Here is a 13,564-nt window from a genome sequence, read left to right as displayed (position 1 = left end):
TAATTACCTTATTTAATATCTATCAATTCTTGATAAAGATTCTTATATTCTAAGGAAGATTTCTCCCAGCTATTATCTTCTTTAGTAGCTCTTTCTACTAACTTAGACCATAACTTTTTATCCTGATAAAAACTAAGAGCTCGTTTAATCGTAAATAATAATTCATGAGCATTATAATTTGCAAAACTAAAACCATTACCTTTATCTGTATACTCATTAAATGGGACAATTGTATCTTTTAAACCACCTGTTTCCCTTACTATTGGAATAGTTCCATATCGTAGTGCAATTAATTGCCCTAGTCCGCAGGGTTCAAAAAGCGAAGGCATTAAAAACAAATCAGATCCTGCATATATTTTTTGAGCAATACTTCCCTCAAAATATAGATTAAGGGATAACTTAGTCGGATATTTATAAGCAAAATATTTAAACATATCTTCGTATTTCTTTTCTCCTGTTCCTAAAACAACCATTTGAATATCAAGATTTAACATCTCATCTAATATACGTTCAACTAAATCTAAACCTTTTTGATTTGCTAAGCGCGACACAATGGAAATAATAGGTGTATTTTCATTTACTGGTAAACCAAGTTGTTCTTGCAATTTTATTTTATTTTTGTTCTTTTTTGATAAAGAATTTTTATAATTCACAAATAAGTTTTTATCTTTTTGAGGGTCAAATTTCTCAAAGTCTATACCATTTAAAATACCTCTTAATTTATATTCCTTTTGTCTAAGAAGTCCATCTAGATTTTCTCCAAAGTAGGGATATTTAATTTCTTCAGCATAACTTTTACTAACCGTAGTAACTAAATTAGAAAAAACTATACCACCTTTCATAAAATTAATATCCCCATAAAACTCTAATTTATCTGTCACAAAATAATTTTCACTTAAATTAAACAACTCAGTTAAAACTGATCTAGGAAAAACGCCTTGATATTTAAGATTATGTATTGAATAAACTGTTTTAATATTCTGATAAAAAGGATTGTTTTTATAATTACTATCAAGTAATACACTTAGCATCCCAGTATGCCAATCATGGCAGTGAATGATATCAGGGGTAAAATCCAAATAAGGTAAAGCTTCTAATACAGCTTTATTAAAAAACGCAAAACGTTCCCCATCATCGGGGTATCCATATAAGCCTTTTCTTTTAAAATAATATTCATTGTCGACGAAATAGAAAGTAATGTTTTCATGAATTAATTTACTAATCCCACAATACTGTTTTCTCCATCCTATGGGTACAAGAAAATCTGTAATATATTTCATTTTATCTTTAAAGACATCATTGATATCTTCATATTTTGGTAAAATAACTCGCACATCTACTTGTTGCTTTTTTAAATATTTTGGTAAAGATCCTATAACCTCTCCTAATCCTCCACTTTGGACAAAAGGTGCGCTTTCAGCTGCCGCATAAAGTACTTTCATGATATTTTCCTTTCCTATATAACAGTATTTTTACCGATTAAAATAATATTGTTTTCACTACCTTTTAAAACCTTTCCTTTTGTAACATGAACATTTTTATCTAAAATTACATTTTCTAAAACTACATTTTCTTCGATATGGCAGCTTTGCATAATTATACTATTTCTTACAAGTGAGTTTTCACCTATTTTGACATTTCTAGATAATAGGCTTGATTCTAATGTTCCTTCTATTAAACATCCACTTGATACTAATGCATTCTTAATAGTTGAACTTGATCTATAATTCGTAGGTGGACCATCTTTAGTTTTAGTTCTAATTTTACCATTTTTAAAAAATAGTTCTTGTTGAATATTTGGATCAAGTAACCCTTTACTATACTTATAGTAATTATCTAATGAATTTATATTAGCTACATATCCTTCATGTTCATAACCATAGACTTTTAATTCTTCCATATTTCTATTTAATAAATCTTCAAAATCCCAAATACCAGACTTTACTGCTACTTCAAGTATTTCTAATAGTAATTCTCTTTCTAAAATACAAACTTCTAATGATAATTTATCCATATCCCAAGAATCATTATCTTTATCTATCCTGATAACTCTATCTTGATCATTAATATCAATAAAAGCACAATCAGAATATATTTCTTCATTTCTATCTACAACTTTATATGTTAACGTTATATCACTTTCTTTTTGAATATGATTTGAAATTAATTCCTTAAGATCAATTGAATGAATTATATTAACACCTGCTATTACTACATACTTTTCAAATGATCTTTCAATATAATCTATATTTACATAGATGTCTTTTAAATCTATTCTTAATGTTTTATTTAAAATCCCTGGACTATCAGAGGGTAAAATAAATAAACCCTCATTTTTTTTATTTAACCCCCATTCCTTGCCTGATCCTAAATGATCTGTAAGTGCCCTAAACTTATGAGAAACAATTATCCCAATATTAACGATTCCTGCATTAACCATATTTGATAAAGGAAAATCAATTAATCTATATCTTCCTCCAAATGGTACTGCCGCCATAGACCTATCTTTGGTTAAGCCTTTTAGTATTTTATCACTTTTAGTTGTCATAATAATACCCATTGTATTTTTCATATATCCACCTTCTCTAGCTAATCATGCCAATATTTTTATCTTCATCACAACAATTAATCGTATTACCACTTATAATATTAGTATTTGAAGGTATTATAACATTTTCTCCAATTACTGTTATCTCCGGATAATTATTATTTGTATTTTTGTAAGCATCATATACACCAATAGTAGAACACTCACCAATATAAGTATTTTCACAAACAATACTTTTTTTAATCTTACATTTTTCACCTGTCTTTACATTTGGCATAATCACTGAATCCTTTATTACAGTATCTTTTCCTACATAAACACCGGGAAAAAGTATTGAATGTTCAACTTGCCCATAAACTTGACAACCATCTGCGATAAAAGAATTACTAACCTTTGCCGTTTCAGCAATGTAATGTGGTGGTAAAGTTAGGCTCTTTGAATATACTTTAGTTTTTTCATCGAAAAGATTTAATTCTGATTTTCCATCTAATAAATCCATATTAGCATCAAAGAAGCTCTCAATAGTCCCGACATCTTTCCAGTATCCTTCATGTTTAAACGCATACACATTCATTTCATCTTCAACCATAGATGGAATTATATTTTTTCCAAAATCATTTTTAGAATTTAAGTTTTTTTCATCTTCCATTAAATATTCTTTTAATACTTTCCAATTGAAAATATAAATACCCATAGAAGCTAAATTACTTTTAGGATGTTCTGGTTTTTCTTCAAATTCATATATTTTATCATTACTATTTGCATTCATAATTCCGAATCTACTAGCCTCATCTAAGGTAACCTCTATTACTGCAATTGTTGCATCAGCATTTTTTTCTTTATGGTAATCTAACATAATTGAATAATCCATTTTATAAATATGATCGCCCGAAATAATTAAAACATATTCAGGGTCATGATCTTCAATAAAATCAATGTTTTGGTAAATAGCATTAGCTGTTCCCTTGTACCATTTACCTCCATCTTCCCTCATATGAGGGGGGAGTAAATATACTCCTCCATCTATTGAGCTATCAAGATCCCAAGTGCTTCCTATTCCTATATAAGAATTAAGAATAAATGGTTTATATTGAGTTAGAACACCTACCGTATCAATACCAGAGTTTTTACAATTACTTAAAGGAAAATCAATAATACGATATTTGCCGCCAAAAGGTACAGCAGGTTTCGCAAGTTGACGTGTTAATACACCAAGTCTACTTCCCTGCCCCCCTGCTAGTAACATAGCTACGCATTCCTTTTTAGACATTAATTAACCCCCTGATTCTTATTTACTTAAATAATTTTTATTTTTGTATTTTTCACTTATAGATATTTATATGCCTGTTTATAACCATTTGTCATTAATTTCCCATATTTGCTTAGCATACTCTGATATTGTTCGATCACTAGAAAAAATACCAGAATGGGCGATATTATTTATACACATTTTATTCCATCTTTGTTTGTCACGATATTTTTCATCTACTAATGACTGCGTATCTACATAAGAGGAAAAATCTTTTAATACAAAAAATTCATCGTTGTGACCAAGTAGTGAATCATAAATTAGTCTAAATTCTTCTGGCTCATGCTCAAAAAAACCATCTACAAGCTGATTAAGTATTTTTTTAATTCGATAATCGTGGTTATATACATGCCATGCATTATATCCACCATTATCATAATAATGAATAACTTCATCAGCTTTTAAACCAAAGATAAACATATTCTCGTATCCAACTTCATCTTTTATTTCAACATTTGCACCATCAAGTGTTCCTAAGGTGAGAGCTCCATTCATCATAAACTTCATATTTCCTGTACCAGAAGCTTCTTTACTTGCTGTTGAAATTTGCTCACTAATATCAGCTGCTGGAATTAGCATTTCTGCTAAAGTTACATTATAATTCTCAATAAAAATAATTTTTATTTTATCTTTAATTAATTTATCATTATTAACTTTAAAAGCTAACGTATTAATTAATTTAATTATATCTTTTGCCAGCACATACCCGGGGGCAGCTTTACCTGCAAAAATAAAGGTTCTAGGTGTTATATCTAAATTCGGGTTTTCTTTTAAGCGATTATATAAATCCATAATATGAAAAACATTCATTAATTGTCGTTTATAAGCATGAATTCTTTTAATATGAACATCAAATATTGACGTTTCATCAATTACTAAATTATATTCATCTTTTATATATTTAGTCAAAATTGATTTATTATACCTTTTAGCTATGGCTATCTTTTCTCTAAAGGATTGGTCATCTTTAAATTTTAGTAATTTCATTAATTCGGTTGGCTTTTCAATCCATTTAGTACCAATAGCATCCGAAATAGTATTACTTAATTTTGGGTTAGCTTTCAATAAAAATCTCCTGTGAGTTACTCCGTTCGTTTTGTTATTAAATTTATGAGGATATAAGTTATAGAAATTATTCATAACTTTATTTTTTAGAATCTCTGTATGAATTTTAGCTACCCCATTAACATATTTACTTCCCACGATAGCTAAGTTTACCATTTTAATATTCCCGTTACTTATCACGGCTAAATCACTTATTAAATCCCAGTTGCCAGGATATTTGTCCCATAGACTTTTTGTAAATCTTTCATTTATTTCCTCTACAATCATATAAATTCGTGGTAACAACGACTTAAATAAGTCAATTGGCCATTTTTCAAGTGCTTCTGGCAAAATTGTATGATTTGTATAAGAAAGAGTATTTGTCGTAATATCCCAAGCTTCATCCCAACCAAAATGTTCTTCATCAATTAAAATTCGCATTAACTCAGGTACACAAAGAGCTGGATGAGTGTCATTTATATGAACAGCAATTTTTTCTGCAAAATTTTCTAAGGAGCCATTTTTCTTTTTATATCTTCTAACAATGCTTTGTAAACCACTAGAAACAAAAAAGTACTGTTGTTTAAGTCTTAAAATTTTACCTTCATAACTACTATCATCAGGGTAAAGAATTTGAGATATAGCCTCAACAGAATTTTTGTACTCTACTGCCTTTTGATAATCTCCCTTATTAAAAGAAGAAAGATCAAAATCGCTTTTTTCAGACTCAGCACTCCATAAACGCAGTGTATTAACGATTTCATTTTTGTATCCAATTACTGGCATATCATAAGGTACACCTAAAATAGGTTCATAGTTTTCATGGATAAATTCATCTTTTCCATTTGTAGTTTGAATACGTATGTTTCCTCCAAATTTAACTACTACGGATTTGTCTGATTTTCTTATTTCCCATACATTTCCATTCTTTAGCCAATTATCTGGTAATTCCACTTGAAAGCCGTTAATGATTTTTTGTTCAAATAATCCATATTTATACCGGATTCCACAACCATGACCAGCTATTCCAAGAGATGCCATAGATTCTAGAAAGCAAGCTGCTAAGCGACCCAAACCCCCATTACCTAAGCCAGCATCATGTTCTATATGTTCAATCATATCTAAATCAATATCTAATTCACTTAACGCCTCTTTAGCCACATCTTCTATCCCTAAATTTATTAAATATGATTTTAATAAACTACCTAATAAAAACTCAATTGAAAAATAATAAACTTGTTTTTTTGTTTTTCTAAATAGAAATTATTAGTTTTAATCCAAGGAGACGTCATAAGATCACGTATTAATGCTCCAAAGGTTGTAAATTTATCTATATCTGTACCTTCACTTAAATTTTTCCCATGACACTCTTGAAATTTCTCTAAATAAGCTTTTTTAAAGTTTTCTTTATCTAGCTTAATCATAATTCCTCCTTAATATTTTTAGGATCAATAATTTCAATTTCTTTTTTAATATTTCTTAGAAAAATACATGCTAAAGGTGGAACTTTTAATTCTAGTGAATATGGTTTATTATGCCATTTTTCCTTGTCTGCTATTAATACTCCATCATTTAATTGGTTTGATCCACCATATATATCTTTATCACTATTAAATACCTCATTATATTCCCCTAAAACAGGTACTCCAATACGGTATTTTTCATAAAAAACCGGTGTAAAATTACAAACAACAATTAAAAAATCATCATTATTTTCTGCCATTCTCATTAATACTATTATGCTTTGATTAAAATTATTCGCATCAATCCATTCAAAGCCCGACCAATTGTGATCTTGTTCATATAGTGATTTTTCTTTTAAATAAAATTTATTTAAATCCCTTACATAAATTTGACATTTGTTATGCATATCATAATCTAATAAAAACCAATCTAATTCATCATAAAAACGCCATTCTATAAACTGACCAAATTCGCCTCCCATAAATAATAACTTTTTTCCTGGGTGACTCATCATATAAGCATATAAAGTTCTAAGTCCTGCAAACTTTTTCCAATAGTCACCTGGCATTCTTTCAATTAAAGATTTTTTTCCATGCACTACTTCATCATGAGATAAAGGTAACAGAAAGTTTTCTGAGAAAGTATACATAAAAGAAAAGGTTAATAAATTATGATGCCATTTACGATGTATTGGATCCATTTCCATATATTTTAAAATATCATTCATCCAACCCATGTTCCATTTATAGTTGTAACCTAATCCGCCAATATGTGTAGGTCTAGTAACTAATGGCCATTCTGTTGATTCTTCTGCAAACATTAAAGCATTTGGAAAATACTTAAAAACAGCTTCATTTAATTTTTTCATAAAATCAATAGCCTCTAGATTTTCCCTGCCACCGTATTTATTGGGCTGCCATTTGCTTTGATTTCCATAATCTAAATAAAGCATACTAGCAACTGCATCTACCCTTAATCCATCTATATGATATTCGTTTAGCCAAAAAATAGCATTTGAAATAAGAAAACTTACTACTTCTGGGGTACCATAATTAAAATTCAGTGTGCCCCATTGCTCATTTTCATCTTTTTCATATATATTAGTCCCGTCAAATCTAGCTAAACCATGACCATCCTTACAAAAATGTGCAGGTACCCAATCTAAAATTACACCTATGTCATTTTGATGACACTTATCTATAAAATATTTGAAATCTTCAGGAGTCCCAAATCTGCTAGTAACTGAAAAATAACCTGTAATTTGATATCCCCATGACCCATCAAAAGGATGCTCCATTATTGGTAACAACTCAATGTGGGTATATCCCATATCCTTTACATATTCAACTAAATGCATTGCTAATTCACGATAGTTATATGTGTCTCCATTTTTTTTCTTTTCCATGAACCAAGATGCACCTCATATATATTTATCGGTTTATTATATATAGATTCATAAGATATTTTTTTCTTTTGCCAATTGGAATCTTCCCAAGAATAGTTATCTAAATCATAAATGACCGTAGCAGACTTTGGTCTTAATTCCGAATATAAGGCATAAGGGTCTGATTTTTGAAAAACTTCTCCCCAATATGTATATATTTCATATTTATAAATATCACCTTTTGCTAAATTAGGAATAAATAAAGTCCAAATTCCAGAACCAGAAATTTTATGCATATTATGATGTTTACCATTCCAATTGTTAAAGTCCCCTACAATTTTAATTTCCTTTGCATTTGGACCCCACACATTAAAACGAACGCCTTTAGTTTTGTTTTCGGTTACAATCTGTGATCCCATCAATTTATAACTTTTATTTAAACTCCCTTCGTGAAATAAATATCGCTCATACTCACTTGGTAACATAGTATCCATATTTTTCATCCCTTTTTTCTAAAATTGTAGTAATAATTATTTTATATTAATATAAAGAATTATATAAACATCACTTATTGTAAAAAACTACCATAGTTATTGTATTCTATATTAGGTTATATATTCCTTTAATAAAAAAATCCAAAGCTAGATTAAGTTAACTTAATTTGCTTTGGATTTTTAATTTATAGGTTTTATATATAGTCTTGTAATATTTGTGTCATTGATTCCTTCGTTAAGTTTTTAATTAAGATGGTTTTATTTCTACTTTTATGCCCACTTATTATAAGTATATTAGTTTTAGGAATTTTACATAACTTAGAAAAAAAAAGCTGACAAGCATTATTTGCTTCCCCATCAACTGGAGGAGAAGTAAGTCTTAATTTCAAACTGTCGCCCTGCATTCCTTTTATTTCATTTTTACTTGCCCTCGGCTGAAGCCTAACCTTAATTTGTACTCCTTGCTCATTCTGCGTTAGAAAGGACAATATTTTCTCCATACATTTCAGATTCTTTTGCTTTTTCTTCTTCCACTAGTTCAAGTTGAGTTAATAAAAAAGATTTAAATTGGGCTTTAAATTGTTGTACATTATTTTGAAATTGTTTATACTCTACCTTAATATCAATAATCTTTTGATTTGCTCCAGATATAATATTTTCTGCATCCTTTTGTGCTTTTTGTATAATTAACTCAGCTTCTTTATGAGCATTAATTCTAACTTCCTCAGCTGTCTTTTGGGCTAGAACAAGTGTATTATGTAAAGTTTCCTCTAAATCTTTATATCTATTTATATCACCTTGAGTTTTTTCAATTTTATCTTTTAAATCTAAATTGTCTTTATATGTTTTTTCATAATCTTTTATCACTTCATCTAAAAATTCGTCTACTTCGTCTACATCATAACCACGTAATGACCTCTTAAATTCTTTATTATGTATATCTAATGGAGTAAGCACCCCTATCCCTCCTACTGAAAACGTATGATTTTAGTTTTTATTCGTCCTTTGTGAGTTTGTCCAATTACTTCTTCTAAAATAATTCTACCTTTTCCTCTAAAAGAGATTACATCTTTTTCCTCACAAATATTTGATAAACTTTGAACTTCTCTCCAATTAACTTTTACTTTCCCTTTTTTGATTTCTTCAGAAGCTTTAGCTCTAGATATTCCAAAACCATTTGCGACAACAGCGTCTAAACGTAACGAAGCTAAACTCACAAAAATATCTTTTGTTTGTTCTTTGGGCCGTTGCCAAGTACCTAGTGGTAACTTAACACCTGTCAAAGGAACGCCTTTAATTTTAGGTGCATTTATAATAATATAATCTGATAATTCCTCATTAATCATAACTATACAACCATCATTATTAGGATAAATATCACCAATTTTTTCTCTTTTAATTCCAAGTGACAGTAAGGCACCTAAAAAGTCTCTATGACTAACCTTTAGATATTCCAAATTTCCTTTATATTCAATAACACTTATCCCAGACAAGCCTCTGTCCATTTCAACGAAGTCGGGTGAAATAATTATTCTTTTTCGTTCACATTCATCAGTTCCACCATAACTTAAATATTTTATGTAAGAATTCTTTTTTAAAAGATCTTCGCCGACTTTACATAAATAGGGGTCTATAAATTCAGTTACCTGTACTTGATTTCTCTTTATAACTAATTCTACTTTATCTTCTAGTCTTTTTATAAACTCTTTTGTATCACTGTTTAAAATTATATTCACCTTTTTCATTTAAAGAATTATACTTAATAAAGATAAAACAAGTGGTTTTAACAACCAATCTAAAAATATAATAGCAATTACTGGTGAAAAGTCTAAGCCTCCAAGACTAGGCATAAATCTTCTAATAGGTCCTAGTATCAATTCTGTTAATTCATATATGAAATTGATTATCATATTTTGGGGATTATGTGGTATCCACGACAATAATACCCTAGCTATAATTAACCAACTCATTACATCAAAAGCTGTAACTATCAACTTAAACAATAACATTAAAACACCTCTATTTATGATCCAATATTTTTAGCCTTTAGGTAGCTGGCTTCTACTGCCTCTATTACTGTAGCCCTAAAAGCGTTTTTCTCCAATACGCGTATACCTTCAATAGTTGTTCCTTTTGGGGATGTAACCTTATCTTTTAACTCTCCTGGATGCATTCCAGTTTCTCTTACCATTTTTGCAGATCCTATAATTGTTTGTACTGCTAATTCGTAGGCCACCTGTCTAGGTAATCCTACTAAAACTCCACCATCAGCTAGAGCTTCAATAAACTGATATACATAAGCGGGTCCACTTCCACTTAAACCAGTTACAGCATCTATCATATTTTCTTCTGTGATAATAGTTTTACCAATTTGCTCAAAAATATTTTGCGCAACTTCAATATGTTCTTCATGAGCATATTTATTTTTACATAAAGCTGTCATACCTTCTCCTATTAAAGCAGGTGTATTAGGCATTACTCTAATAATAGGATTTTTACCTAAAAGATCTTCTAATCTAGTGGTTGTAATTCCTACAATTATCGAAATAATCAGGATATTCTTTTTTTCTAAATTTACTTCTTTTATTGCTTCTTCAAGATTTTGTGGTTTAACACAAATCATCACAATTTCTGAATTATTAAATATTTCTTTATTGTCTTTAGTTGTGCTAATTCCTAGTTGATTGGTGATATAATTTAAGCGTTCATCTCTACGCCCCGAAGCAATAATTTCTTGCTGGTTAAATAGGTTAGTTTTTACTACACCTCTTACAATTGCTTCAGCCATTGCTCCTATTCCTATTATGCCTAACTTGTATTTTGACATTATCTAGAATTCTCCTTTTTGGGAAAATTAGATACCCAGGAAAATACTTCTTTATCTTTTTGTTCGATTTGGTTAACTTCTGCTAGACTTCCATCAATGTCTATATTTGGGGGAACAACTAAAATTATTCCTTTACCTATTTTTTGCATTGAGCCACCAATCGCATATGCAGTTCCACCGACAAAATCTATAACACGTATAGCTAAATCTAATTCAGCTTGTTCTAAATTAATTACCACAGCTTTTCGATTTTTTAAATCATCAGCTATTTTTTGTGCTTCTTCAAAACATAAAGGCTCAACAACTTTAACTTTTACACTTTCTCTATTATGTAGAGCAACTATTTGTCCTTTTCGTCTTTTTTCTTCTGGTTCACTCGTTTCTTCATATATTTCTTCTTGTTCATCAGCAAAACCCATTAAGTTTAATAATTTATCCATTACCATTATTATTCCCCCCCACACCTTTTAGTTATAACTTCGAGGTCCAAAAATTGCACTTCCAACTCTTACTATAGTTGCACCTTCTTCAATTGCTATTTGATAATCATTAGTCATACCCATAGATAAAGTATCCATATTAACATTTGGGATGTTTTTTTCTTTTACTTGCTGAAAAATATTATATGCTTCTTTAAATACTGGTCTAACTTCTTCTGGATTTTCTACATATGGTGCCATTGTCATTAATCCTTTAATTCTAACAAAAGGTAAATGACTAACTTCTTCAATGAAAGGTATAGTTTCAGCTATTTTTAAACCAAATTTACTTTCTTCTTCCGCTATATTTACTTGAACCAAACAATCCATTGGTTTTTCTAAAGGTTTCATTCTCTTATTTATTTCTTTTGCCAAACCATAGCTATCAAGGGAATGGATTAATTTAACTTTATCCGTTATATATTTGACTTTGTTTTTTTGTAAATGACCAATTAAATGCCACTGTACTTCTTCTGGTAAGCTATCATACTTTTCTAGTAACTCCTGTACTCTATTTTCACCTAATAAAAAGTGATTTTGATTAACAATATTTGAAATTTCTTCAATAGTATGATTTTTAGTTACAGCTATTAAAGAAACCTTATTACCCTTATTTCCCTTTTCTATTGCATTAGCAATATTGTTGTTAACTTTTTTAAAGTTTTCAATAATATCCACTATCATTCACTCCTAGTATAAATATTGTCCTTTTTTAACCCATTTAGGATTTGTGATTACCTCTGTTAAAGGATCTATCCCTTGAACCAAAACTATATTATCTTTTTTTTCAATAACTTTAATAGGACGCCATAAAACTAGTCCTCTATTTTTCCAATATACCCCGGATTCTTTGTTTTCATTATAAACTATTGCTTTGGAAGGAAGTAGTATTCCTTCTTTCTTTTTAGTGATAATTTCAATATCGATAACCCTTTCATTAATTAAACTATAACACATCCGTGGAATCTCCACCAAGATTTGTGCCTTATTTCCAACTCCTTTTAAATCAATAACTGGAGCAAATACAACTTCATCGTATTTAGGCAATCTAATTTGTAAGACTTGACCTTGTTGAATTGGCTTATTAAATGTATTTAAAGGAAATTCTATAAAACATTTTATATCTTTTAAGTTATCAATAATTTTACAAACTTCTGTTCCCTTTTCTACAACTTGTTTTTTGGTATTATTAGTATTTTTAGGTTGCAGTTGTGCTAATTTCTTGATATTAATATTTTGTAGTTCATCCTCACTAAAATTACTTTCTAATCCATCTATATTATAAGATACTATTCCAGATATTGGAGCCTTTACAGAAACTTGTTGTCCTTTTTGTAATGCATTGCCTTTAACAGTTTTAATAGCATATACTTCATTATTTTTTGCTATTTTTTCCCCATCTGGAAATAAATTCTCAATTGTTCCTGATGACGGTGTAGTAATAATATGTTCTTCTCTAATTATGAAACCATGTGTTTCATAATTTTTTTCAATAACTCCCTCTGCTGCTAGTTCAGTTTGAATTAAGGAACTTATCACAAAGCTATAAATTGCATTACCAAAAAACCACAAAATAACCATAATAAAAATTATTTTAGGTAGTTTTAAGCTTTTTGACGATTTTTTTCGTCTTTTTGTTTTTTTGATATTTTCTTTTATCGTCATAATTTCACCTTAAAAAAATATTAGTTAACATAAATTTCTACATTTCTTTTCTAAGTCCTTTATTTTCTTAAGTAAACAACCTTATTTTTTTAATTATATTTTTGTGTAAGGTATTTTTATCTTTTTGGTATAGCTACATTCTTCACAATGAATCAAATGGATACAAGCATTAGTAGCTTCTTGTAAGATAGCAATTGAATCCTGTTCTTCATAAGGGCTATAAGACGAATAATAATCTTCTATTCTTCCTAAATCCTTCATCTTTTGATGACATCTTTTGCATTCTGGCGCAAACTGTTCGATTCCATTACAAACCATACATCCATACTGCATATTTAAATCCTCCCAAA

Annotated in this window: 12 protein-coding genes and 2 pseudogenes; all 14 read right to left on the bottom strand. The window is 29.3% G+C overall.

Annotation, left to right across the window (positions count from 1 at the left end; all coding sequences use genetic code 11):
* Window positions 1–8 precede the first annotated feature (8 nt).
* Window positions 9–1,442, bottom strand: a complete 1,434-nt coding sequence (gene glgA / locus B8965_RS09720) for a glycogen synthase GlgA (protein ID WP_200805907.1) — start codon at window positions 1,440–1,442, stop codon at window positions 9–11.
* 14 nt (window positions 1,443–1,456) lie between these two features.
* A complete protein-coding gene (glgD, locus tag B8965_RS09715; protein WP_084053999.1) occupies window positions 1,457–2,572 on the bottom strand; it encodes a glucose-1-phosphate adenylyltransferase subunit GlgD in 1,116 nt (371 codons plus the stop codon).
* A 13-nt stretch (window positions 2,573–2,585) separates the two neighbouring features.
* Window positions 2,586–3,818, bottom strand: coding sequence for a glucose-1-phosphate adenylyltransferase (locus B8965_RS09710; RefSeq protein ID WP_084053998.1), 1,233 nt, complete (start codon window positions 3,816–3,818; stop codon window positions 2,586–2,588).
* Window positions 3,819–3,896: 78 nt separating this feature from the next.
* Window positions 3,897–6,325, bottom strand: a pseudogene (locus B8965_RS09705) (glycogen/starch/alpha-glucan phosphorylase).
* Window positions 6,322–8,243, bottom strand: a pseudogene (glgB, locus tag B8965_RS09700) (1,4-alpha-glucan branching protein GlgB). The pseudogenes B8965_RS09705 and glgB overlap by 4 nt, the downstream one beginning before the upstream one ends.
* Before the next feature lie 194 nt (window positions 8,244–8,437).
* On the bottom strand, window positions 8,438–8,743 hold the full coding sequence (locus B8965_RS09695; protein ID WP_084053997.1) for a DUF167 domain-containing protein: 306 nt from the start codon (window positions 8,741–8,743) through the stop codon (window positions 8,438–8,440).
* Window positions 8,709–9,200, bottom strand: a complete 492-nt coding sequence (locus B8965_RS09690) for a DivIVA domain-containing protein (protein WP_084053996.1) — start codon at window positions 9,198–9,200, stop codon at window positions 8,709–8,711. The genes B8965_RS09695 and B8965_RS09690 overlap by 35 nt, the downstream gene beginning before the upstream one ends.
* 11 nt (window positions 9,201–9,211) lie before the next feature.
* Window positions 9,212–9,988, bottom strand: coding sequence for a YlmH family RNA-binding protein (locus tag B8965_RS09685; protein WP_084053995.1), 777 nt, complete (start codon window positions 9,986–9,988; stop codon window positions 9,212–9,214).
* Window positions 9,989–10,252 carry a YggT family protein gene (locus B8965_RS09680; RefSeq protein WP_084053994.1) on the bottom strand — a complete coding sequence of 88 codons (264 nt, stop codon included), beginning with the start codon at window positions 10,250–10,252 and terminating at the stop codon, window positions 9,989–9,991. It lies immediately after the preceding gene.
* A 14-nt stretch (window positions 10,253–10,266) separates the two neighbouring features.
* Window positions 10,267–11,070, bottom strand: coding sequence for a pyrroline-5-carboxylate reductase (proC, locus tag B8965_RS09675; RefSeq protein WP_084053993.1), 804 nt, complete (start codon window positions 11,068–11,070; stop codon window positions 10,267–10,269).
* A complete protein-coding gene (locus tag B8965_RS09670; RefSeq protein WP_084053992.1) occupies window positions 11,070–11,516 on the bottom strand; it encodes a cell division protein SepF in 447 nt (148 codons plus the stop codon). Before B8965_RS09670 ends, proC begins: the two co-directional genes overlap by 1 nt.
* 21 nt (window positions 11,517–11,537) lie before the next feature.
* Window positions 11,538–12,233, bottom strand: a complete 696-nt coding sequence (locus B8965_RS09665; RefSeq protein ID WP_084053991.1) for a YggS family pyridoxal phosphate-dependent enzyme — start codon at window positions 12,231–12,233, stop codon at window positions 11,538–11,540.
* 6 nt (window positions 12,234–12,239) lie between these two features.
* Entirely contained in the window at window positions 12,240–13,214 is a 975-nt protein-coding gene (locus B8965_RS09660) for a biotin/lipoyl attachment domain-containing protein (RefSeq protein WP_084053990.1), read from the bottom strand.
* A 93-nt stretch (window positions 13,215–13,307) separates the two neighbouring features.
* Entirely contained in the window at window positions 13,308–13,547 is a 240-nt protein-coding gene (locus tag B8965_RS09655; protein WP_084053989.1) for a hypothetical protein, read from the bottom strand.
* Window positions 13,548–13,564: the final 17 nt, after the last annotated feature.

It is taken from the genome of Desulfonispora thiosulfatigenes DSM 11270 (assembly GCF_900176035.1).
GTDB classification, from domain to species: domain Bacteria; phylum Bacillota; class Peptococcia; order Peptococcales; family Desulfonisporaceae; genus Desulfonispora; species Desulfonispora thiosulfatigenes.
Note: the sequence above shows the minus strand (reverse complement) of the source record. Positions and strands in the feature narration are given on the sequence as shown.

Excerpts from the sequence above, each read along its gene's own strand:
- glgA (WP_200805907.1), bottom strand. The coding sequence starts at position 1,442 with ATGAAAGTACTTTATGCGGCAGCTGAAAGCGCACCTTTTGTCCAAAGT.
- glgD (WP_084053999.1), bottom strand. The coding sequence starts at position 2,572 with ATGAAAAATACAATGGGTATTATTATGACAACTAAAAGTGATAAAATA.
- B8965_RS09710 (WP_084053998.1), bottom strand. The coding sequence starts at position 3,818 with ATGTCTAAAAAGGAATGCGTAGCTATGTTACTAGCAGGGGGGCAGGGA.
- B8965_RS09695 (WP_084053997.1), bottom strand. The coding sequence starts at position 8,743 with ATGGAGAAAATATTGTCCTTTCTAACGCAGAATGAGCAAGGAGTACAA.
- B8965_RS09685 (WP_084053995.1), bottom strand. The coding sequence starts at position 9,988 with ATGAAAAAGGTGAATATAATTTTAAACAGTGATACAAAAGAGTTTATA.
- B8965_RS09680 (WP_084053994.1), bottom strand. The coding sequence starts at position 10,252 with ATGTTATTGTTTAAGTTGATAGTTACAGCTTTTGATGTAATGAGTTGG.
- proC (WP_084053993.1), bottom strand. The coding sequence starts at position 11,070 with ATGTCAAAATACAAGTTAGGCATAATAGGAATAGGAGCAATGGCTGAA.
- B8965_RS09670 (WP_084053992.1), bottom strand. The coding sequence starts at position 11,516 with ATGGTAATGGATAAATTATTAAACTTAATGGGTTTTGCTGATGAACAA.
- B8965_RS09665 (WP_084053991.1), bottom strand. The coding sequence starts at position 12,233 with ATGATAGTGGATATTATTGAAAACTTTAAAAAAGTTAACAACAATATT.
- B8965_RS09660 (WP_084053990.1), bottom strand. The coding sequence starts at position 13,214 with ATGACGATAAAAGAAAATATCAAAAAAACAAAAAGACGAAAAAAATCG.
- B8965_RS09655 (WP_084053989.1), bottom strand. The coding sequence starts at position 13,547 with ATGCAGTATGGATGTATGGTTTGTAATGGAATCGAACAGTTTGCGCCA.